A 19,914-nucleotide genomic window follows, 5' to 3' on the forward strand; every position below is an offset into this window, starting at 1 on the left:
GGCTCCCCTGTGAGGGGAATAACCCATTCGTTTAACAAGAGGTGCATCATGGACCGATATCCACAGAATGATTCAATAGTTCAGCCTGCATCTCGCGGGTTGCAGGCTTACATGGCACAGGTTTATGGCTGGATGACCTGCGGATTATTACTTACCGCGTTCGTTTCCTGGTTTGCCGCCCGCACGCCAGCGGTCATGGAGCTGGTTTTTGCAAACCGGATAACCTTTTTCGGCTTGATCATTGTGCAACTGGCACTGGTGTTCTTCCTCTCCGGCATGGTGCATCGCCTGAGCGGTGCCGTGGCGACCGGGTTGTTCATGCTTTACTCGGCGCTGACCGGGTTAACCATGGCCAGTATCTTCCTGGTGTATACCTATTCGTCTATCGCCAGTACGTTCTTTGTGACGGCGGGGATGTTTGGTGCCATGAGTTTCTACGGCTACACCACGAAACGCGATTTGAGTCGCCTGGGCAGCCTGCTGTTTATGGCGCTGATTGGTATCCTGCTGGCATCACTGGTGAACTTCTGGCTGAAAAGCCCGGCGTTAATGTGGGCGATTACTTACATCGGCGTGGTGGTGTTTGTGGGTCTGACGGCGTATGACACGCAGAAGCTGAAAAACATTGGTGAGCAGATTGACGCGCGCGACACGGAAAACCTGCGTCGCTACTCGATCATGGGCGCGCTGACGCTCTATCTTGATTTCATCAACCTGTTCCTGATGCTGCTGCGTATTTTCGGTAACCGCCGTTAATAAAACAGGCTGCTCTGGTTTGCCAGAGCAGCCGCTCCTCGGTTATGACTTCTGCAGTTTCTGCTCGTTTTTATGGCGCATATGTTTCGCGCGGCTCTCCAGTCCCAGATACAGCACCAGTGCCAGCAGCAGGGGCAAAATAAAATAGAGCACCCGGTAGGCCAGCAGGGCCGCAATAATCGTACCGTGAGAGAGATCTTCGCCGCTCAACAGCGCTAAAAACACCGCTTCAAGCACGCCAATCCCCGCCGGAATATGAATAATCACCCCCGCAATGCTGCTGATCAACAGAACGCCCAGCACCATCGGATAGCCGACATCCTGACCCAGCAGCAGCCAGATAATGGTGCCCATCACCATCCAGTTGGCACAGGAAACGGCAAACTGAAACAGCGCCATGCGCAATGAAGGCAGTTGCAGCGTCTGGCCTTTGACCGTCCAGCGGCGACGTTTAGAAAAGGCACAGGACCAGAGATAGAACGCCACCAGCACCAGCAGGACAACCCCAATCAGTCGCAACGTGGTTTCGCCAATAAACCAGCCGCTGGGTATAGAAACCATGCCAGCGCTGAATACCACGCCCGCCAGCAGGATATAGCCCAGCCAGTTGGTGGCGATGCTGAGTGAGAAAATGCGCGTAATAGTGCCGCTGTCCAGGCCAAGGCGCGAATAGAGCCGGTAACGCATCGCCACACCGCCAACCCAGGTACTGAGCGTCAGGTTAAAGGCATAGCAAATAAACGACACCAACATCACCTGACGCTTTGCCAGTTTATGGCCGCAGTAGGCCCGGCCAATCAGGTCGTAACAGCCATAGACAAGGTAACTGACAATGACCAGGGCGGCCGCGGTCAGCACCACATAGCGGTTATAGTTAACGATGACGTCATAAACGTCACCCCAGTTCACCTTACGTGCATAGATGACCAGCAGCACAATGACGGCAACAAAGAACAGGCCGGTAAGAATCTTTTTCGCCAGCTTCCAGCGCGGATGCGTATTTGCCATCAGGATTTCGCTCCTTCGTTATTGGTTTCGACGCGGTCTTGCGTCTCCATTTCAGGCTGAACAGGCGGATCGATCTGGGCCAGCTTAGGGGTATGTGCAGGTAGCCATCCGGCGATAGCAGGGAAGTGCCGCAGGAAGTGGAACACGACCACGCTTTTGGTCAGTTGCCACCAGGTGCGCGGCGGCAGTTTGTCCTCCTGAACACGCTGACAATCTTCTGCCAGTAAATGCTCAAGATTGTCGCGTAATGTTTCATTAAAGTGGCGATCGTGAATGATCAGGTTGGCTTCGAGGTTCAGCGACAAACTTAAGGGATCAAGGTTACTGGAACCCACTGTCGCCCACTGCTGATCTTTCACGGCCACTTTACCGTGCAGGGGCCGACGGCAATATTCATAGACTTCAACGCCCGCATCCACCAGATAGTTATAGAGCAGTTCTGCGCCCACTTTAACGATCGGCATATCCGGTTCACCCTGCACAATTAAACGGACCCGAACCCCGCGCTGCGCGGCATTGCGCATTTCCCGCAGCAACCGATAGCCGGGGAAAAAGTAAGCATTAGCAATGATCACATCCTGTTTGGCACTGCGCAGCATGTCCAGGTAGTGCTGTTCGATATCGTCCCGGTGCTCATTGTTGTCGCGATAAACGAACAGCACCTGCGCGTCGCCGGGCAGGGCATTTTTCGCCGGGCGATGTGAGCGCTGTCCCCACCAGCGGCGCGTAGTGGCTTCACTGCCAATCGCTTCTTGCAGGTAGCGGGTAATATCGGCCACCACCGGGCCTTTCACCTCCACGGTGTAGTCTTGTTTCGCTTCAGGACCGTAATCCGTGTTGTGCTCGGCAGAGAAATTGATACCACCGACAAACGCGATAACCCCATCAACCACCACGGTTTTTCGATGCAGGCGGCGGAAGACATTGGTGCGCATGCCCATCACCAGCGGACGCGGATCGTAATAGATAAAGCGGACGCCTGCCCGGGTGAGGCTGTTCACAAAGTCGTCTGACAACTCGGAAGACCCGTAGCCATCCACCATCATTTCAACCTTTACGCCGCGCTCTGCTGCCGCCAGCAGTTCACGGTGCAAGGCATTGCCCACATCATCTTCAAACAGGATAAAGGTTTCCAGCAGCACGCTGCGTTCGGCGCGCTGAATGGCGCCAAACACCCGAGGAAAAAACGTATCGCCATTTTCCAGCAAGCGCAGTTTGTTGCCTTCTTGCCATTCAAAATTCATAGATGGATCTCCACCGCCAGCGGCGCGTGATCGGAAAGGTGTGACCAGGGTTTACGCGGCAGCGCCCAGGGATGACTCACCGTGGCGTTGCGGACGTAAATACGATCCAGTCGCAGAAGGGGGAAACGTGCCGGAAAGGTGCGCGCCGGTCGGCCATTTTTGAGGCTAAACACCTCTTTCAGTCCCGCCCCTTTTTGCAATATTTTATTGGCCCGGCCTTGCCAGTCGTTGAAATCGCCGGCCACCACAACCGGAGCATCGGGCGGCAGCGCTTTGACCATCTCGTTCAGCATCGCCATTTGGGCGCGACGGTGGGCCGCTTTCAGGCCGAGATGGACACAGATGACGTGCAGCGTGCCGTAAGGCTCGGGAAGCGCGATTTTGCAGTGCAACATGCCACGGTTTTCACTCCCGGCAACAGAGACATCGCGGTTCTCATAGTCGGCAATAGGAAAGCGCGACAGCACGGCGTTGCCGTGGTGTCCTTCCGGATAGACGGCGTTGCGGCCATAGGCGAAATCGTTCCACATGGTGTCAGCCAGAAACTCATAATGTGAGGTATTGGGCCAGTTTTCATGTTGCAGTGGGTGGATATCATGTGTTCCCATCACCTCCTGTAACAAGACGATATCTGCCGATGTTGCACGTACCGCGTCGCGCAATTCAGGCAAGATGAAGCGTCGGTTAAACGGGGCAAAACCTTTGTGGGTATTGATCGTCAGGACTTTAATTGAAAATCCTTGCTTAATTTGTGGCATACTCGCGACGCGCTCCTTTTCATCTTCGTTAACGACAAAGTGTAGTCTTTGTCACAAATGGAGGGTGAAGAAGAGGAATAATTAAGGCGTTATCTGAAATTTGCTTTACATTGAGGAAACCGTCCCTGGCCGGATTCGGTTGCATTTGAGCAACTCGCCAGGTCTGCAGGAGAAAAATATGAAATTGTCTAATCGCTTTCAAATTATTACCGGTCAAACCTGGGCCCACATCGCTATGCACGTGTTGGTGATTGCCGCGCTGGTATGGGGCTGGAAACATAAAGCACTGGTCGAAGTGTGCAGTACCCTGGTGGTGACGTATGCAGGGGTGTTTATCGCCATGCTGATCACGCAGCGTAGTGCCCGTTTACGCACCCTCGGTGATTACCTGGAAGAGGCGACCACCACCTACTATTTTGGCGCCGCCATGATGATGCTGTTCCTGGTCTCGCGCATCTTCCACAACAACCTGCTGTTAGCCAGCCTTGGCATGGTTATGCTGCTGGGCCCGGCGCTGGTTTCTCTGCTGGTGAAAGAGCCCGCACGACGTATTGAGAAAAAACGCAGCTAAGTTAGCCGCCCAATGAAAAGCCACCGCAAGGTGGCTTTCTTGTTTTAGGGGTTATGTAATCAATTGTGAGCTATCTCGCACAGAGACGTTAAAGCTGTTACACTCCGCCGCTTATGCATCGTAGTTTGCACCCTTTTCACGCGTCAGCGTCAGCTGGCGTCACTATCCCTCTGAAAACTACACCGTGAAACACGGTCAGAGTGGACCGGAGTAATACTCGTCATGTCTTTTGACTCTCTCGGCCTGAGTGCCGATATTTTGCGTGCGGTTGCTGAGCAAGGCTACAGCGAACCCACTCCTATCCAGCGCCAGGCTATTCCTGTGGTGCTGTCCGGTCGCGATCTGCTGGCAAGCGCGCAGACCGGCACCGGCAAAACGGCCGGTTTTACGCTGCCTTTATTACAGAAGCTGTCGGCAAATGCGGGCGCGGTGCGTGGACGCCGTCCTGTGCGTGCCCTGATCCTGACGCCAACCCGTGAACTGGCCGCCCAGGTCGGTGAAAACGTGGTTGAATACAGTAAGTATTTACCGCTTCGTTCACTGGTGGTTTTCGGTGGGGTAAGCATTAACCCGCAGATGATGAAGCTGCGCGGCGGGGTCGATATTCTGGTGGCAACGCCAGGCCGTTTGTTGGACCTGGTCCATCAGAACGCGGTTGACCTTTCCCAGGTCGAAGTGCTGGTACTGGATGAAGCCGATCGCATGCTCGACATGGGCTTTATCCATGACATTCGTCGCCTGCTGGCAAAATTGCCTGCCAAACGTCAGAACCTGCTGTTCTCGGCGACGTTCTCAGATGAGATTAAAACCCTGGCAGAAAAACTGCTGCATAACCCAGAGCAGGTGGAAGTGGCGCGCCGCAACACCGCCTCTGAGCAGGTTTCTCAGCAGGTGCATTTTGTTGATAAGAAACGCAAACGGGAATTGCTGTCGCAGCTGATCGGTGAAGGTAACTGGCAGCAGGTACTGGTGTTTACCCGAACCAAGCATGGTGCTAACCACCTTGCCGAGCAGTTGGGTAAAGACGGCATTACCGCAGCGGCGATTCACGGTAATAAGAGTCAGGGAGCACGTACGCGCGCACTGGCCGATTTTAAATCCGGTTCGATTCGCGTACTGGTTGCTACCGATATTGCGGCCCGTGGCCTGGATATTGAAGAACTGCCACACGTCGTGAACTACGAGCTCCCCAACGTGGCTGAAGACTATGTGCACCGTATTGGTCGTACCGGTCGTGCCGCGGCAACTGGCGTCGCGCTGTCACTGGTGTGCGTGGATGAACACAAGCTGCTGCGTGATATCGAGCGTCTGCTTAAGCGTGAGATTCCGCGTCTGGCCGTGCCTGGCTATGAGCCCGATCCGAGCATCAAAGCTGAGCCTATTGTGAATGGCCGTCAGTCGCAGCAACCCCGTGGTCGTAGCCAGGGTGGACAGGGTGCGGGTGGTGCGCGTTCACAAGGGGATAAACGTTCCCAGCCGCGTCGTCAGGGACCGGCAACGAGCCAGTCTGATAAGCCTGCTGCTCGCCCACGTCGCCCTGCGCCTAAGCGTAGCGGAAACGCCTGACAATGCGGGTTTTGCTGGCACCAATGGAAGGCGTACTGGATTCCCTGGTACGCCAGCTGTTGACGGAGGTCAACGACTACGATCTGTGCATTACAGAGTTTCTGCGTGTCGTTGACCAGCTCCTGCCGGTAAAATCCTTCTATCGTCTCTGTCCAGAACTGCACCATGCCAGCCGGACGCCATCGGGCACGCTGGTCCGTCTGCAGTTGCTCGGACAGCATCCTGACTGGCTGGCGGAAAATGCCGCCCGCGCGGTCACGCTGGGTTCCTGGGGCGTCGATCTCAACTGTGGTTGTCCGTCAAAGCTGGTCAACGGCAGTGGCGGCGGTGCCACGTTGTTAAAAGATCCCGATTTAATCTACCGCGCGGCGAAAGCCATGCGCGCCGCTGTGCCTGACGCTTTGCCGGTCACGGTGAAAGTCCGTCTTGGCTGGGATTCCAGCGCACGCAGCATGGAAATTGCCGATGCGGTCCAGCAGGCCGGTGCCAGCGAGCTGGTGGTACATGGCCGTACCAAAGAAGATGGCTACCGCGCCGAGGCGATTAACTGGCAGGCCATCGGGGAAATCCGTCAGCGCCTACGTATTCCGGTTATCGCCAATGGTGAGATTTGGGACTGGCAAACGGCCCAGGATTGCCTGCAGACGACCGGCTGTGATGCCGTGATGATTGGTCGTGGTGCGCTCAACGTGCCTAACCTGAGTCGGGTCATCAAATACAATGAAGCCCCGCTGCCCTGGCCGGAGGTGGTTGCGCTGTTGCAAAAGTACACCCGGCTGGAAAAGCAGGGCGATACCGGCATGTACCATGTGGCACGTATCAAACAGTGGTTGGGTTATCTGCGCAAAGCCTACGGTGAGGCCGGCGAGCTGTTCGGAGAGATTCGCGCGTTAAAATCTTCTCAGGAGATTGCCACAGCGATTGACCGTTATGCCGAATGGCACGGGCAGACCTGTCATTAATCGTGCGGCGTTTTGTGGCGTCAACAACGGGTAGCGCAGCGTCCTGCCGCGCAGACCATTAATACTTTTCAGGCACGATCATATTGTCCGGCACGTCGTTACGACGGTAATCCTCAGACCGTTCGCGCGGTGGCAGAACGATTTCATCATGGGGAGAGTCTTCATAAGGCACCTGTTGCAAAAGGTGGCTGATGCAGTTCAGACGCGCACGCTTTTTATCCACGCCCTGAACGACCCACCAGGGCGCATCCGGGATATTGGTGCGGCTCAGCATCTCTTCTTTTGCTTCGGTATAGTCTTCCCAGCGGCGGCGACTTTCCAGATCCATCGGGCTGAGTTTCCACTGTTTGAGCGGATCGTGGATGCGGCTCATAAAGCGCAACTCCTGCTCCTCGTCAGTAATGGAAAACCAGTATTTGACGATTTGAATACCGCTGCGAGTCAGCATTTTTTCAAACTCCGGCACGCTGCGATAAAACTCCTCGACCTCCACCTCATTACAAAAGCCCATTACGCGTTCCACGCCCGCCCGGTTGTACCAGCTCCTGTCGAACAGCACCATTTCGCCCGCAGCAGGTAAATGCGCAATGTAACGCTGGAAATACCATTGCGTTTTTTCGCGATCGTTAGGCGCTGGCAGTGCGGCAACCCGGCAGGTACGCGGGTTCAGGCGCTGCGTAATGCGTTTAATCACGCCACCTTTACCGGCAGCATCGCGGCCTTCGAACAGGATAACCAGGCGGTGACCGGTGCGCATCACCCAGTCCTGGAGCTTAACCAGTTCACCCTGCAGGCGCAGCAGTTCGCGAAAATAGTGACGACGCCAGGCCTTTTCATCCGTTCCGGCTGGCGTGGTATCGCCAAAACGCAGATCGTCGAGTTCCAGCTCCAGTTCTTCATCGTAGCTGTCGTAGAACTCCTGCAATAAACGCTGATTAAACGCGTCGCGGTTGAAACTGTTATCGTGTGTTGCCATGACGATTCACCTGGTCAGATGTGGATAAACAGCCCGTAGAGCAGGGCCGAAAGTAAGACGGAAACCGGCAGCGTTAATACCCAGGCCACAGCCAGATTCCGCAGCGTGGACATTTGCAGGCCTGAACGGTTTGCCGCCATGGTTCCTGCTACGCCGGACGAGAGAACGTGCGTGGTGGACACCGGCAAACCGAATGCGTCGGCCGCACCGATGGTCACCATCGCCACCATTTCGGCGCTGGCACCCTGGGCATAAGTCAGATGTGTTTTACCGATACGCTCGCCCACGGTGACCACAATTCGTCGCCAGCCAACCATGGTGCCCAGCCCCAGCGCGATAGCAACGACCACCTTCACCCACATCGGAATAAAGCGCGTGGCGCTGTCCAGCTCGGTCTTGACGGCTTTCAGGTTACGTTGCGTCTGATCCGGTAGGGCGACGTTAGCGGTTTGCAAATGCTTAATGGACTCCGAAGCCAGATACATTTGATTTCGGGTATTGGTTACGGATTGCGCCGGAATATTTTCCATGGAACCGTAACGGCGAATCTGATCGCCCACGTCGTGCAGTGTCATGGCCAGCGCAGGCAGAACGTTGGGATTGGGTTTCCCGCTGCTGACAAACGCGGTTAACACGTCGCGTGGAACAGGCGCGGGCGTGGCGGCAGGCTGAATATGCAACAGCTGTTGTGCCGTGACTTCGGTCAGTGCGGCAACGCGGGGTATCTGGTCGGACGGCAGAGAACGGTTCAGGGCATAGGCGATCGGCATGGTGCCGACCAGAATCAGCATGATCAGTCCCATGCCTTTTTGTCCGTCGTTCGACCCATGGGCAAACGAAACACCGGTACAGGTCAGAATCAGCAGTCCACGAATCCAGACGGGCGGCGGCTCGTTGCTCTGCGGAGCCTGATAAAGTTGGCGGTTACGAATAAACAGCTTCATCGTCCACAGCAGCAGGGCGGCGCAGACAAATCCCACCACCGGCGACAGCAGAAGGGCATAACCGACTTTCAGGGCCTGCTCCCAGTCAACGCCACTCAAGCCACTGCGACCGTGCAGCATAGCATTCGCGACGCCGACACCGATAATGGAGCCAATTAAGGTGTGCGAGGAGGAGGAGGGCAGGCCGAGATACCAGGTCCCCAGGTTCCAGATAATCGCCGAGAACAGCAGGGCATAAATCATGGCAAAGCCGTTACCGCTGCTGGCCTGCAATATCAGTTCGACGGGCAGCAATGAAATAATGCCAAAGGCGACCACGCCGCTGGAGAGCATCACGCCAAGAAAATTACACAGCCCTGACCAGACCACGGCAACACCGGGCGTCAGAGAGTGGGTATAGATGACCGTGGCGACCGCATTGGCGGTATCGTGAAAGCCGTTCACAAACTCAAAGCCCAGCGCAATCAGCAACGCCAGGCCTAGCAGAAAGAACGGCAAATAACTGGTGACGGGCGTATTGGTTTTTTCAACATCGTGGAACAGGTTAAACCCGGCAAAAGCCAGACCGGCGATCAGCAGAACAATGAAGATCGTTTTTGTGAAGCGGCTACCTTTGCCATTGAAATCAGGGCGTCCATGAGTCGAACCTGAAGAGGGTAAACTGTTTTCGCTCATGCAAAACCTCTTAGCGGATGCAGATGCGGATTTACATCTGGTTAACGCTGTTTGATACCCGCTTTTTGTGACAAAAAAATGATCTACGCCGTGCGAGGTCATTTTGCTGTAACAAAACTGCAGCAGGCTGGGAGTCTTTATTGATGATGCTGACAGGATTGCCATGGCGACAGACGTTGTTCTTCCCCCACAAAAACGTGATTTTGATGATGATGTGGCCGGACTCATCCATGGTTATCTCTTTTCTCCCGACGCTCTCCCTGTCCGCCTGAATGCCCGTGAAGCGGTCAAACTCGGGGAGGCGCTGCCTGACGACGGCTTTCTCTGGCTGCATATCAACCTGAATCATGCCCGCGCGCAGAACTGGGTGCAGAGTCACTTCCAGGTGGATGATGACTTCTTCGACGAAATTCACTCTGCCTCACCGCGTACCCGACTGGCGGAGCAAAGTAGCGCGTTGCTGGCGGTGCTAAACGATGTCACGCTCAATCAGGAAAACCGCAGTACGCAAAATGCGACCCTGTGGATCTGGTGTCGGCGCAATCTGGTGGTGAGCGCCCGTTATCGCCCGTCGGTGATGATTGAAAAGATGCAGCAGGGGTTAACCCGACACAGCTTTCCCAGTGCAGAAGCCTTGCTGCTTTATCTTCTTGGCGAGCAGGAGTTACAGCTGGAACAGGTGGTGCGGCGTATCAGTCAGGTGGTCGACAGCATAGAAGAGCGCTTATTAAGTACGGCGATTAAAGCTAACCGCAGTGAGCTGGGGCATTACCGACGTATGCTTTTGCGGATTCAGCGTCTTCTGGCACCGGAACCGGCGGCACTGTTTCGCTTGCTCAACCGGCCTCCGGCCTGGCTAAACCGCGACACGCTTCGCGAGCTGCGTGCGTTTACGGAAGAGTTCAGCGTGGTGCTTAACGATCTTGCCAGCCTGATGGAGCGCATCCGGCTTCTGCAGGAAGAGATTGCGGCTCGCCTGATGGAGCAGAGTAACCGGACGCTTTACCTGTTAACCGTCATTACGGTGCTGGCGCTGCCGATTAATATCGTGGCGGGGTTTTTTGGTATGAACGTGGGCGGGATTCCGCTGGCCTCGAATCCGCACGGTTTTTTACTGCTGGTGCTGATCGTATTCGTTTTTACCTTGCTGGCAGGCTGGCTGACCTTTCGACGACCCTCGGCGTAGCGGCCTGAGCGCGTAAGATCGGGCCGGGGTGACGTCATAAAAAAAGCCAGCGCGGATTATCCTGCGCTGGCTTTTTAACAACCTGAAGACGGACAGCCTTACAGGCTACCGTTACCCGCTGGAGCCGGTTGCGACGGTTGTACGGGCTGTTGCTGGGCAGGCTGCGACTGTTGAGGTGCAGGTTCCTGCTGTACAGCGGCCGGATTAGCAGGCTGTGACGTCAGCGGCGTCATTGGCCCTTCCTTCGGCTCGGCATCTTCACCTTCGGTCATCTGAACGGGCGCGGGCACGACGTTGTTTTCGGGTGCGTTAACCTGAACGGGCATACCAGAGCGGTTCTGAATGGCTTTATCCACCTGAGACTGGTTGATGCTGCCATCGACCAGCACTTTGCCAACGGCCTGGGTCAGCGTAATCGGCACCAGCTCACGAGAGTTAAACTGCTCTTCCGTGGTAGACAGTGGATTATGGACTTCCATCCAACGTGAACCGTCTGGCTCAACCGAGGCTTTTACCGGCTGGTTGATAAACTGTACGCGCGTGCCAACCGGCACGTGGTCAAACAACCACTTGATATCGTCGGCACGTAAACGCACGCAGCCGTGGCTCACACGCAGGCCAATACCGAAGTTGGCGTTGGTACCGTGAATGGCGTAAAGACGACCGATATAGAGCGCATACAGCCCCATTGGGTTATCCGGGCCAGCCGGGAAGACAGCAGGCAGGTTCTCACCCCGAGACGCGTACTCAGCATGCATCGCTTTCGTTGGCGTCCAGGTTGGACCATCTTTTTTACGCTGAACGGTCGTTGTCCAGTTCAGCGGCGTGTCTTTACCCAGTTCACCGATACCGATAGGCAACACCACAACCGTTTTGCTGCCTTTCGGATAGTAGTAAAGCCGCATTTCAGCACTGTTAATCACAATGCCTTCACGCGGTGCGTCAGGTAACAGTAACTGCTGTGGGATGATCAGTTTGCTGCCAGGTTTAGGCAGATAAACGTCAACGCCCGGATTGGCTTCCAGCATATTGCTGAGGCCCATTTGAAACTGTGCTGCAAAAGCTTCCAGAGGCAATTTACTGTCCTCAGGAATGGTAATTTCAACGTTTTGCCCGGTCAGACGGCTGTTAGCCGGCGGTAAAGGGTAAACAACAGCAAGGGCTGACTGACTGAATGCCGCCAAAGCCAATGCAAGTGAAGCGAACGCGCGAATGCTTTTTTTCATATTTTACAAGTCTTTATCGCCATGTTTCAGGCTTGTCAATGTATCGAACCCATGCTGGTCACTATGACCTGCTGCGCATTATATGTTCATTAAACTGATGTTGTGAATCAGGATTTTAACCACTTTGAAATACTTTACCTGACTCACCTGCGTTATCCGCCTTTGTTCTTTACCATTTTGGGCGGAAACAGGCCCTTATGGTTGCCATAAGGTAATGTCCCCGTTCAGCTTACGGTTGAGAAAAAACGCGGCACTGATCAACGCAAGATGCGTCAGCGCCTGGGGCGTATTGCCTAATGCCTGGCCATGACTGTCAAACTCTTCAGCATATAAACCCAGCGGATTAGCGTAGCTCAGTAATTTCTCGAACTCAAAATGTGCCTCGCGAATGCGTCCGGCACGCGCCAGACATTCCACATACCAGAACGAGCAGGCACCGAAAGAGCCCTCTGCGCCCGTCAGCCCATCTGCTGGCGTTTCATGGATGTTATAACGGCGTACCATGCCATCGCTCACCAGGTTCACCTGGATGGCATCCAGCGTTGCGATCCAGTCGGGATCGGTCGCACCGACAAAGCGGACTAACGGCATCAACAGCATTGAGGCATCAAGGTGTTCACCGTGACGGGTAGAAACAAAATGCCCGCGTTCGCTGTTCCAGAAATTTTTCCAGATATCATCACGAATCTCGCGACGGGTTTTGTCCCAGCGCTCATAGGGCATCGGCAGTGAACGTTTCATCGCAAGGCGCAGGCCACGATCCAGGGCAACCCAGCACATCAAGCGGGAATGAAGGAAGTGCTCGGGCTCACCGCGCATTTCCCAGATCCCCGCATCCGGCTGATGCCAGTTATCGCACAGCCAGTCCAGCATCTCTGACACATGGTTCCAGCCACGTTGAGAAATGGCTTCGCCGTATTTATTTGAAAGATAGATGGCATCCATCAGTTCGCCATAAATATCTAACTGTTTTTGCCGCCAGGCACCGTTACCAATGCGCACCGGACTGGAGTTGGCATAGCCGGACAGGTTAAGCAGCGACATCTCCTGAAGATCCGTACTGCTGTCCAGGCGGTACATCACCTGCAGCCGCATTTCATCATGGTGGCTGTTCTCTACACAGCGACCGACCCATTCCGTAAAGTGCCTGGCTTCGTCCACGTAACCCAGCCGCATCAAGGCGTACATGCTGAATGAGGCATCGCGTATCCAGGAGGCACGGTAATCCCAGTTGCGCTCGCCGCCCAGTTCCTCGGGCAGGCCAAAGGTGGCAGCCGCAGCGATGGAGCCGTGTTGCCAGGAGGTCAACAGTTTAAGTACCAGTGCAGAGCGTTGTACCATCTCCTGCCAGCGACCGTGATAGGTGCTGCGGCTGCTCCATTCACGCCAGTAGCTCAGCGTTTCTTCAAAGCAGTTAGCGGTGGCCAGCTTTTCGATGTGGGCATCGTGTACGCTGCCAAATTCGAATTCGGCATGTTCACCGGCTTTAAGCTCAAAGCTGGCGGTGGCGTGATTGCCTTCCAGCGTCATCACCACCGTCGCCGCCAGGCGCAGCGACGGCTGATCGGTGGCGTGAAAATCAATACAGCCACGTTGTACCTCAGCGCGCGTGTCTGCACGGGCGTAATCATGACGCGGGGAACAGACCATGTTAAAGCGCGCCCGGCCGCGTACCATTTTTACCCGACGGATGATACGCGGCAGCTTATCCTCGCGATCGCAGATCGGCATGTAATCGGTGATTTCGGCCACGCCTTCTTCAGACAGCCAGCGGGTCTGTAAAATGTTGGTATCAGGAAGATAAATTTGCTGACGACGGGCGTTTTGCCAGTCGGGTGCCAGGGAAAACAGGCCTGCCTCATCGCTGTCCAGTAAGGCTGAAAACACTGACGGGCTGTCCAGTTCCGGCCAGCAGAGGTAGTCAATAGTGCCATCGTTTGCGACCAGCGCGCAGGTGCGTAAATCGCCTATTACGCCATGATCGTCAATCTTACGTTTAACCTTACTCATCGGTTTCTCCCTGTCAGTGTCAGCCTTAACTATAGCCGGGCGCCTGCATACCGCTTCGTTCTGGCACAGATCGTTAACCTGCCCGCTGCTCCGCCCGCTAAGGGCACAATTTTCATTGCGGTATATACTTTTCATACACTTCCAGAGGAGACCGTCATGACTACACCACAACGAAAAGTGGCAATCGTTACCGCGTCGGATTCAGGCATTGGCAGTCGTTGTGCTGAAATGTTAGCAGAGCAGGGATTCGATATTGGCATCACCTGGCGGTCGGACGAAGAAGGCGCACTGCGAACGGCAAAACGGGTGGAAGATAGTGGGCAACGCGCCGAGATGATCCAGCTCGACCTGGCCGATCCACCCGCCGGAGGCAAGGTGCTGCAGCAGTTGATCGATAAGCTGGGCCGCATCGACGTTCTGGTCAACAATGCCGGAGCAAATTTCAAAGCCGACTTTATGGACGTGACCTGGGAAGACTGGCGTAAGACCTTTAGCGTGGATGTGGATGGCGTTTTTATCTGCGGGCAGGTGGCGGCACGCAACATGATTAAGCAGGGGCAGGGCGGACGCATCATTAATATCACCTCCGTGCACGAACATACGCCGCTGCCGGGTTCCGTCGCTTACACCGCAGCAAAACATGCGGCAGGCGGATTAACCAAGTCGATGGCGTTGAGTTTGCTGCCGCACAATATTCTGGTGAATGCGGTGGCACCGGGCGCGATTGCCACGCCGATGAATAAAATGACCGATGCCGATGCTCATAACGTCAAAATGCCTGAGATTCCTGCGGGCCACCCAGGTGATACCCATGAAATTGCCAGTATGGTAGCCTGGCTTAGCTCCGAATGGGCCACCTATACCACCGGTCAGTCCTTTATTATTGACGGTGGCTTTATGCTGGCGAACCCGCAGTTCAAGGGTTACTGATCGTCAGCTCGACGGTTATTCCAGTGGCGAATCGCCCAGCGCAGTACGAAGGCAAACACCACGGCGGCAGCCAGCCATAAAAGGTGTTTAAAGTGCTGATCGAGCTTGTGCAGCCAGGGGGCGATAATGCCGCCTGCAAAATAGCCGAGCGTGACAAACAGCAGTGACCAGATAGCCGCCCCGATGATGTTGAGCACCAGAAACTTCAGCGGATTAAGGCGGCTTGCACCAATAATAATCGGGCCAATCAGGCGAAAGCCGTACATAAAGCGCGCGCCAATCACGAACAGGCTGGGGCGGCGCTTGATCAACCGGTTGGCTTTAACAATTTTGTCCTGATGCTTTTTAAAGCGCCGTAAAATACGGGTACCAAAGCGTCTGCCAACCCAGTACAGCAGCTGATCGCCCATAATGCCGCCCGCCATTGCCGCCAGCACCACGCCGGAATAATGCAGTAACCCCTCATGAGCGGCCACGCCGCCCAGCAATAAGAATGTTTCTCCTTCGGCAATACAGCCGATAAACAGTGCCAGATAGCCATACTGCGTAATTAATCCGTTGATATCCAAATGCAAGATGCACTCCCTGTGTGAAGACATTTTCTTTCAGTTTATACCTGATTTGTTACGTCATCCGTTTACGCGTTAATAAGCGATCTTTTTTGCCGTTTTTTTGCACAAAGCCCACAGAAATTGCCTTGCCGTTTATACTGTAAGCAATGCTGCCCTTACGTGGTTCCTGCATCAGAACGGGGTAGCCCAACTGCATCAGAGGAGTAAGCGTATGAACCATGTCTGGGGTTTGTTAGCGCATCCTAATCAGGAAATGCGCACTATCAAGCAAGAGAACGAAACGGTTTCGCACCATTACACTCACCACGTTCTGTTGATGGCGGCCATTCCGGTCATCTGCGCCATGATCGGAACCACGCAGTCAGGCTGGAACCTGGGTGAGGGGCAGTATGTACAGCTGAATATGCTGACAGCATTGGGCTTAGGTATTCTGTTTTATCTGTTGATTTTGGGCGGCGTGGCGGTGATGGGGCGGGTTATCCACTGGATGGCGCGTGACTATCCTCAGCGTCCCGGCGTCCAGCGCTGTACCGTGTTTGCGGGCTACGTGGCGACACCGCTGTTTTTAAGCGGCCTGGTGGCGCTCTATCCACTGGTATGGCTGTGTGTATTTGCGGGCGCGCTGGCGTTGCTGTATACCGGTTATCTCTTGTACGTGGGCATTCCGCTGTTTCTGAATATCGACCGGGATGAGAGCCTGCGGTTTTCCAGTTCCACGCTGGCCATCGGCGTACTGGTGTTTGAAGTTTTACTGGCCTTGACGGTGATTCTGTGGGGCTACGGCCCGAACCTGTTTTAGCACCCTGTTGCCGCTTCACCAGCGGCAACATCTTTTTAACGCTCAGAAACAATCTCACCAGGAAAAGTTCACGGCTTCAGCGTATGATGCTGCGGCCAGCCCGCGCTCTGCCTGCTCAGTCGTCGGCGGCCTGTGTTTTCACAGCGCACAATCTTAACCGGGTCTTTTTTCCACGATGCCTGCAAAAATTCGCTTTTCACTGTTAACGCTGGCGCTGCTCGTTTCCGGGCAGGTTTTCTCACTTCCAGCACAGGCGACCACCACGCTGTCGCAAATGGCCCCCATTGCTCAGCCGCAAATCGCCTCAGGCAGTGCCCTGATCGTCGATCTGACGAGTGGCAAAACCTTATTCTCCAGTCATCCCGACCGGGTGCGACCTATTGCCTCGATCACGAAACTGATGACGGCGATGGTGGTGCTGGATGCGCATCAGCCAATGAACGAGATGGTCACGGTTGATATCAGTCAGACGCCGGAGATGCGCGGGGTGTTTTCACGCGTGAAGCTGAACAGCCAGATCAGCCGCCGGAGCATGCTTATGCTGGCGCTGATGTCATCAGAAAACCGTGCGGCGGCCAGCCTGGCCCATGCTTATCCCGGCGGATACAATGCCTTTATTAAGGCGATGAATGCCAAGGCGCGCGCGCTCGGGATGAACCATACGCACTACGTGGAACCCACGGGTCTGTCGATCCAGAACGTTTCCAGCGCAGAGGATTTGGTGAAGCTGTTAAAAGCCACGCGCGAGTATCCTCTGATGGGCGAACTGAGTACCACCAAAGAAGAAACCGCCGTCTTTACGCACCCCAGCTATGCGTTGCCGTTCCGTAACACCAATCATCTGGTTTATAAAAATGGCTGGCACATTCAGCTGACCAAAACGGGCTACACCGATGAAGCGGGACACTGTCTGGTCATGCGCACCATGATTAAAAACCGGCCGGTCGCGCTGGTGGTACTGGACGCATTTGGTAAATATACTCATTTTGCCGATGCTAATCGTCTGCGTGACTGGCTGGAAACGGGCAAAGCTGCGCCGGTTCCGGCTGCTGCGCTGGCCTACAAAAAACAGAAAGCGGGTGAGGTTGCCAGCAACGCCGCCAGCGGTTCTACTGAAGAATAAAACCTCGCCGGGTCGTTGCTGGCGGCCCGGTCGATATTGATCGGTATTCCTATAGTTTCATGGCAGGCGACCACCTAAACTACCCGCAAATGGCGAGGGTGATTCGCCTGATTACTGTGCCGGAATCTCATTCATATGCTTACGTTACGATCGTTTATTGTTCTGATATTTTTAGCGTCGTTCACCCTTGCGCCTGCGTTAAGCGTTGCCGCGGATGATCCGGCTCAGGCGACCCCCGCGACGCAGCAGCCCGATGACAAGCCCAAGGTCAACGCGTCAGTCGATCTGCCCAAAATGCAGAAAATCCTCGACAAAATTAAGAGCCAGGTGTCCGTTGAAAGTGACGAGAACAAGCTCAGCCGACTTAATGAAATGGCGCTGGAGCTGTCAGGCAATACCGATACGCTTGCTCAGGCTTTGCAGCCCGATCGTCAGCAGCTCGAAGCTCAGCTGGCGGTGCTTGGTCCGGCACCCAAGCCGGAGAGTGGCGTAAAAGAGACGGCAGACGTCACGCGCAAACGCAGCGCGCTGGAAAGTCAGAAAAGTAAGCTCGACGATCAGATTAAGCAGGCGGAAGGCATTAAAAACAGTGCCTTGATGCTGTCATCGCAAATCGTCAACCTGCGTCGCGATCAGCTAAAAAACAAACTGGCACTTAACTCCGGCAGTATTTTTGGGCCGCGTTTCTGGTCGCCGGTATTTAGCAGCCAGGATCTTGACGATGAAAAAATTGGCGATTTCTTAAGTGAGCTCAAGAATACCGCCTCGTTGTCCTGGGAATCGGGCTGGCGTCTTGGCACGATTGGCTGGTTGCTGGCCGCCGTGCTGGTGATGACGCTGGGACGCCGCTATGGTGAAGAGTTTTTAGCCTGGGTCAGCATCAACAAATTGCCGGAAGGACGCCTGCGCCGTAGCTTTTTAGCGACCGCCGTGGCCCTGACCAGCCTGGCGGCGGTGGTACTGACCTTTGCGTTTGTGTCCCAGGCCTTTACCCGCCGTGATGAAGTGTCCAGCGACGTGCAGGATTTTATTTACCGCCTGGTCGAATTAAGCGTTTATAGCGGTTTGATTGCCGGGCTGGGGCGTGCCTTCCTGTCCACGCGTCGCCCAAGCTGGCGTTTACCCACCATTTCCAATGAGGTGGCGCTGGCCCTGAAACCTTTCCCGCCGATCACCGCACTGTTGGTGTTTATTTTCCAGACGGTGGAGTCCTTTAACTACACCGCCGGCACCAGCCTGAATACCAGTATTTTTGCCAATGGCCTGACCGCCTTGCTCATCGGCAGCACGGCGCTGGCAATCAGCATGCGCACCAAGCGCGTACGTCGGCGTCTGGCGCAGGAAGGAACGCCGCCGGAAGCGCGCTCTACGCTGGTCGGGCTGATTCAGATGGCCCTGACGCTGACCTCCCTGACGATTCTGGGGTCGCTGGTGATTGGTTACGTCACGCTGGCGCGGTTTTTAAGCTACGAGCTGGTGTGGTGTGGCATTTTGTTTGGTTCGTTTTACATACTCAGTCACCTGATTAACGACGGCTGTGAAAGCCTGTTCTCAGTCAATAACACCACGGGCAAGCGCATTCAGGGCTCACTGAATATTGATGAGCGCCACCTGCAGCAGGTTGCCATCATTCTTGCGGCGATCGGCAAAACCTTCCTGATCTTGTTCGTGGCCCTGGCGTTGCTGAACGGCACCTTTGCCTCCTCAACCCCGATTGAACTGCTGCAAAAGGCGATTGAGTTTTGGGGCGGTAAGGGCCTTGAGTCGCTGAATATTGTCCCGGCGCACCTGGTTAACGCGCTGCTGTGCCTGATCGTCGGCATTTACATCCTGCGCTCGGTACGTCGCTGGCTTGATAACGACTTCCTGCCAAAGACCACGATGGACAGCGGCATGCGCATGTCATTGGTGACGCTGTTCAGCAACGTAGGCTATGTCCTGATTATTTTGCTGACGCTGTCAATCATGGGGCTACAGTGGAATAAACTGGCCTGGATCGTCAGTGCCCTGTCGGTAGGTATTGGTTTCGGTCTACAGGAAATCGTTAAAAACTTTATTTCCGGTCTGATTTTGCTGACCGAACGTCCGGTCAAAGTCGGGGATTTGGTGACGATCAGCGGGGTTGAGGGGGATATTCGCCGCATCAACGTGCGTGCCACCGAAATTCAGTTAGGGGATAAATCGACGGTGATCGTACCTAACTCACAGTTCATCTCTCAGAACGTGCGTAACGCCACCATGGGCAATGCTCAGGGCGTAGTGACCATTACGTTAACGTTCCCGCTGGATATTGATCCGGTGCGGGTACGGGAGATCCTGCTGAAGGTATATGAGGAAAACGAGCGCATCCTGGAGAACCCGGAACCCTCGGTGTCTTTCAAAGATCTTACGTCCCAGGGCATTGTGCTGAGCGTCACCGGCAACGTCGCCAGTCAGCGCCAGATCGCCGGGGCAAAGAGCGATCTGCTGTTCGATATTCTGACCCGCTTACGCAAAGAGGGCATTGTCCTGTCTACGCCGCAAACCATGATTATTGAGCGCCGCCAGCTGGTTGCTGCTGACGCGGCTTCTGACCTGACGTCAGACGAGCAGCCTCGCTAAATAAACG

General features: G+C 55.0%; 17 protein-coding genes. 9 read left to right on the top strand and 8 right to left on the bottom strand.

The features are described from left to right. Positions 1–48: 48 nt before the first annotated feature. The gene (locus A6A26_RS11520; protein WP_014593230.1) at positions 49–756 is read left to right on the top strand and encodes a Bax inhibitor-1/YccA family protein; all 708 of its coding nucleotides are present in this window, start codon (positions 49–51) and stop codon (positions 754–756) included. Positions 757–798: 42 nt separating this feature from the next. On the opposite strand, the gene A6A26_RS11525 is transcribed toward A6A26_RS11520, so the two are convergent. The 3 genes from A6A26_RS11525 to A6A26_RS11535 are packed head-to-tail and all read right to left on the bottom strand — an operon-like array spanning position 799 to position 3,766. Beyond that, entirely contained in the window at positions 799–1,764 is a 966-nt protein-coding gene (locus A6A26_RS11525) for a lysylphosphatidylglycerol synthase domain-containing protein (protein ID WP_063878840.1), read from the bottom strand. Next, positions 1,764–3,008, bottom strand: a complete 1,245-nt coding sequence (gene clsB / locus A6A26_RS11530; protein WP_063878841.1) for a cardiolipin synthase ClsB — start codon at positions 3,006–3,008, stop codon at positions 1,764–1,766. The genes A6A26_RS11525 and clsB overlap by 1 nt, the downstream gene beginning before the upstream one ends. Further along, complete coding sequence (locus tag A6A26_RS11535; protein WP_063878842.1) at positions 3,005–3,766, bottom strand: endonuclease/exonuclease/phosphatase family protein; 762 nt, start codon at positions 3,764–3,766, stop codon at positions 3,005–3,007. The genes clsB and A6A26_RS11535 overlap by 4 nt, the downstream gene beginning before the upstream one ends. 178 nt (positions 3,767–3,944) lie before the next feature. Here A6A26_RS11535 and A6A26_RS11540 point away from each other — a divergent pair, with 178 nt between their 5' ends. The 3 genes from A6A26_RS11540 to dusC all read left to right on the top strand — a co-directional run bounded on the left by A6A26_RS11540 (position 3,945) and on the right by dusC (position 6,865). After that, positions 3,945–4,337, top strand: coding sequence for a YbhQ family protein (locus A6A26_RS11540; RefSeq protein ID WP_063878843.1), 393 nt, complete (start codon positions 3,945–3,947; stop codon positions 4,335–4,337). Between the two features lie 222 nt (positions 4,338–4,559). Continuing rightward, positions 4,560–5,903, top strand: coding sequence for an ATP-dependent RNA helicase RhlE (gene rhlE / locus A6A26_RS11545; RefSeq protein WP_063878844.1), 1,344 nt, complete (start codon positions 4,560–4,562; stop codon positions 5,901–5,903). Between the two features lie 2 nt (positions 5,904–5,905). Further along, positions 5,906–6,865 (top strand): tRNA dihydrouridine(16) synthase DusC, encoded by a 960-nt coding sequence (gene dusC, locus A6A26_RS11550; RefSeq protein WP_063878845.1) that lies wholly within the window; start codon positions 5,906–5,908, stop codon positions 6,863–6,865. Between the two features lie 58 nt (positions 6,866–6,923). Here dusC and ppk2 read toward each other — a convergent pair whose 3' ends face one another. Both ppk2 and A6A26_RS11560 read right to left on the bottom strand, forming a co-directional pair. Next, positions 6,924–7,841 carry a polyphosphate kinase 2 gene (gene ppk2, locus A6A26_RS11555; RefSeq protein WP_063878846.1) on the bottom strand — a complete coding sequence of 306 codons (918 nt, stop codon included), beginning with the start codon at positions 7,839–7,841 and terminating at the stop codon, positions 6,924–6,926. Between the two features lie 14 nt (positions 7,842–7,855). Next, entirely contained in the window at positions 7,856–9,460 is a 1,605-nt protein-coding gene (locus A6A26_RS11560) for an inorganic phosphate transporter (protein WP_063878847.1), read from the bottom strand. Positions 9,461–9,623: 163 nt separating this feature from the next. On the opposite strand from A6A26_RS11560, the gene A6A26_RS11565 reads away from it, so the two are divergent. Beyond that, the gene (locus A6A26_RS11565; RefSeq protein ID WP_063878848.1) at positions 9,624–10,646 is read left to right on the top strand and encodes a transporter; all 1,023 of its coding nucleotides are present in this window, start codon (positions 9,624–9,626) and stop codon (positions 10,644–10,646) included. Positions 10,647–10,744: 98 nt separating this feature from the next. Here the strand turns inward: A6A26_RS11565 and A6A26_RS11570 are convergent, their stop codons facing one another. Together A6A26_RS11570 and A6A26_RS11575 are read right to left on the bottom strand one after the other, a co-directional pair. Beyond that, positions 10,745–11,872, bottom strand: coding sequence for a L,D-transpeptidase family protein (locus tag A6A26_RS11570; RefSeq protein WP_063878849.1), 1,128 nt, complete (start codon positions 11,870–11,872; stop codon positions 10,745–10,747). 195 nt (positions 11,873–12,067) lie between these two features. Beyond that, positions 12,068–13,882, bottom strand: a complete 1,815-nt coding sequence (locus tag A6A26_RS11575) for a glycoside hydrolase family 15 protein (RefSeq protein ID WP_063878850.1) — start codon at positions 13,880–13,882, stop codon at positions 12,068–12,070. Positions 13,883–14,038: 156 nt separating this feature from the next. Here A6A26_RS11575 and A6A26_RS11580 point away from each other — a divergent pair, with 156 nt between their 5' ends. After that, positions 14,039–14,812, top strand: coding sequence for an SDR family oxidoreductase (locus tag A6A26_RS11580; protein WP_063878851.1), 774 nt, complete (start codon positions 14,039–14,041; stop codon positions 14,810–14,812). On the opposite strand, the gene A6A26_RS11585 is transcribed toward A6A26_RS11580, so the two are convergent. After that, the gene (locus A6A26_RS11585; RefSeq protein ID WP_063878852.1) at positions 14,806–15,387 is read right to left on the bottom strand and encodes a DedA family protein; all 582 of its coding nucleotides are present in this window, start codon (positions 15,385–15,387) and stop codon (positions 14,806–14,808) included. The genes A6A26_RS11580 and A6A26_RS11585 overlap by 7 nt on opposite strands. A 208-nt stretch (positions 15,388–15,595) precedes the next feature. Between A6A26_RS11585 and A6A26_RS11590 the strand changes: the two genes are divergently transcribed. The 3 genes from A6A26_RS11590 to A6A26_RS11600 all read left to right on the top strand — a co-directional run bounded on the left by A6A26_RS11590 (position 15,596) and on the right by A6A26_RS11600 (position 19,907). Then, a complete protein-coding gene (locus A6A26_RS11590; RefSeq protein ID WP_063878853.1) occupies positions 15,596–16,183 on the top strand; it encodes a Yip1 family protein in 588 nt (195 codons plus the stop codon). A gap of 175 nt (positions 16,184–16,358) precedes the next feature. Further along, positions 16,359–17,306 carry a D-alanyl-D-alanine endopeptidase gene (pbpG, locus tag A6A26_RS11595; protein WP_063878854.1) on the top strand — a complete coding sequence of 316 codons (948 nt, stop codon included), beginning with the start codon at positions 16,359–16,361 and terminating at the stop codon, positions 17,304–17,306. A gap of 135 nt (positions 17,307–17,441) precedes the next feature. Then, positions 17,442–19,907 (top strand): DUF3772 domain-containing protein, encoded by a 2,466-nt coding sequence (locus A6A26_RS11600; RefSeq protein ID WP_063878855.1) that lies wholly within the window; start codon positions 17,442–17,444, stop codon positions 19,905–19,907. Positions 19,908–19,914 lie beyond the last annotated feature (7 nt).

Origin of the sequence: Pantoea sp. OXWO6B1 (assembly GCF_001641135.1) — a bacterium.
Taxonomy (GTDB): domain Bacteria; phylum Pseudomonadota; class Gammaproteobacteria; order Enterobacterales; family Enterobacteriaceae; genus Pantoea; species Pantoea allii.